At 54.6% G+C, this 1849-nt stretch carries 1 protein-coding gene; it reads left to right on the top strand.

What is annotated here, in order from left to right; all coding sequences use genetic code 11:
* Positions 1 to 148: 148 nt before the first annotated feature.
* Positions 149 to 1585: a DDE-type integrase/transposase/recombinase gene (locus tag I656_RS13880; protein ID WP_033004692.1), complete on the top strand. Its 1437-nt coding sequence runs from the start codon at positions 149 to 151 to the stop codon at positions 1583 to 1585.
* Positions 1586 to 1849 lie beyond the last annotated feature (264 nt).

Genomic DNA, 1849 nt, shown 5'->3' with positions numbered 1-1849 from the left:
GGTATTGTCAAAAGTTTATCCTCCACACTCACGGTTTTCTCCTGAGTTTCAACCGTTGGAAGAAAAAAAGCTTGCCACCCCCGTTGTTTTCGGCCATCATTGAGGTAACCACACACTCAACAGCCCAAACAAAGAAGGAGTGACAAGCTTGTTACCTCAATTATTAGCCTATTTGCTTCAAATCATCAAGGCCCAATATCAAATCATTGTGTATTTGATGGGTGTGATCGTGGGAAAATCCCTGAATCGTAAGGACTTGGACGAACTCGTCCAAAAACCGTACCGAAAACTTCAGGTCGATGACCTTCCGATCATCGATGTGCCGGAAACCTTTGATTACCGGAAGCTGTTGGCGGACTACGAAGCCCAGCACGGACGTCCTTTGCGGCCCATCCAGCGCCGCGCGAAGGCGAAACACCGTGTTCCGGATTCGTTGACCTGCCCTCGCTGCCAGGCTCCCTCTTCTTACCTGTACGCCAATAACGGCGGAAACGGGCAATACCAATGCAAAGTGTGCCAGTGCCGGTTCAACCACCGGAACCGGTTCACCAAGCAAGCGGTCTTTCGCTGCCCGCACTGCAAAAAGACGCTGGAAAAAATCAAGGAACGCAAAGAATACCACATCTATAAGTGCAAGAACAACGATTGCCCGTTTTACCAGGCCAACCTTCGCCGGATGACCAAGAAGGAGCGCCAACAGTTTCAACAGGATCCTCAAGCCTTCAAGGTGCGGTATTTGTTTCGAGAGTTCTTGTTTGACTTTCTCCCGTTGGCTTCCTCGTCGCCCATCAAGCCGAAGGTCGATTTGTCCCGGCTGGCTGCGTCGCCGCACGTGTTGGGGCTCGTGTTGACGTACTACGTCAACTTTGGGATGTCCTCGAGGGAGACCGCCGCCGCCATGAAGGACATCCATGGCGTCTCGATCTCCCATCAGACGGTGCTCAACTACGCCAACAGCGCCGCGCTTTGGATCAAGCCCTTTGTCGACCGGTTCCCGTATGAGCTGTCCGGTTCGTTTTGCGGGGACGAGACGTATATTCGCGTCAAAGGGCGCTGGCATTACCTGTTCTTTATGTTCGATGCCGTCAAAAAGATCGTGCTGTCGTATCGCGTCTCGCCCAACCGAGACACGCTCTCGGCCATCCAGGCCATCGATGATGTCCTGCGGAAGCTGCCGTCCCTCCCAGACGACTTGTCGTTTGTCGTGGATGGCAACCCGATTTACCGGCTGGCGCAACACTTCTTCGCCCAGCACGGGATTTCGTTTGACGTCCGCCAGGTGATCGGCCTAACCAACGAAGATCCGGTCTCGGAAGAGTTTCGCCCTCTCAAACAGATCATCGAGCGATTCAACCGGACCTTTAAAGGCAACTACCGCCCGACCCATGGGTTTGGTGCGGAAGAAGGCTCGGTGTCCTTTGTGACGCTGTTTGTGGCGTATTTCAACTTCCTGCGCCCGCATAGCGCACTCGAAGGCCGGGTCCCGGTCGTCATCCCGGAACTGGCGGATCTTCCGCATATGCCGGCCCGGTGGACGAAGCTCATCGCCATGGCACAAGCGTTTCTCCAACAAGAGGCGGCCTGACTTTTTTGTCCGCCGGAGCCCGTTGAACAGAACTCCTGCCGGATTCGGCGAAGCGAACCCTTGACCAACCGAACACCGCCAAAGGTAAAATTCGGTCATGGCAAGGGCGGCTTTCTTATTGCCTTCTTTTTGTCCCCGTCGCCCTTGATGACTCTTCCGCACCTTTGGCGGGTGTTGGTCAAGGGCGAATCCGGCCCTCCGCATGCCCCACGATGCTCAATGGGATGATCTGTGTGGAGTTTTCATAGAACTTTTGACGCTACC

The organism is Geobacillus sp. WSUCF1 (assembly GCF_000422025.1).
GTDB lineage: Bacteria > Bacillota > Bacilli > Bacillales > Anoxybacillaceae > Geobacillus > Geobacillus zalihae.
Note: the sequence above shows the minus strand (reverse complement) of the source record. Positions and strands in the feature narration are given on the sequence as shown.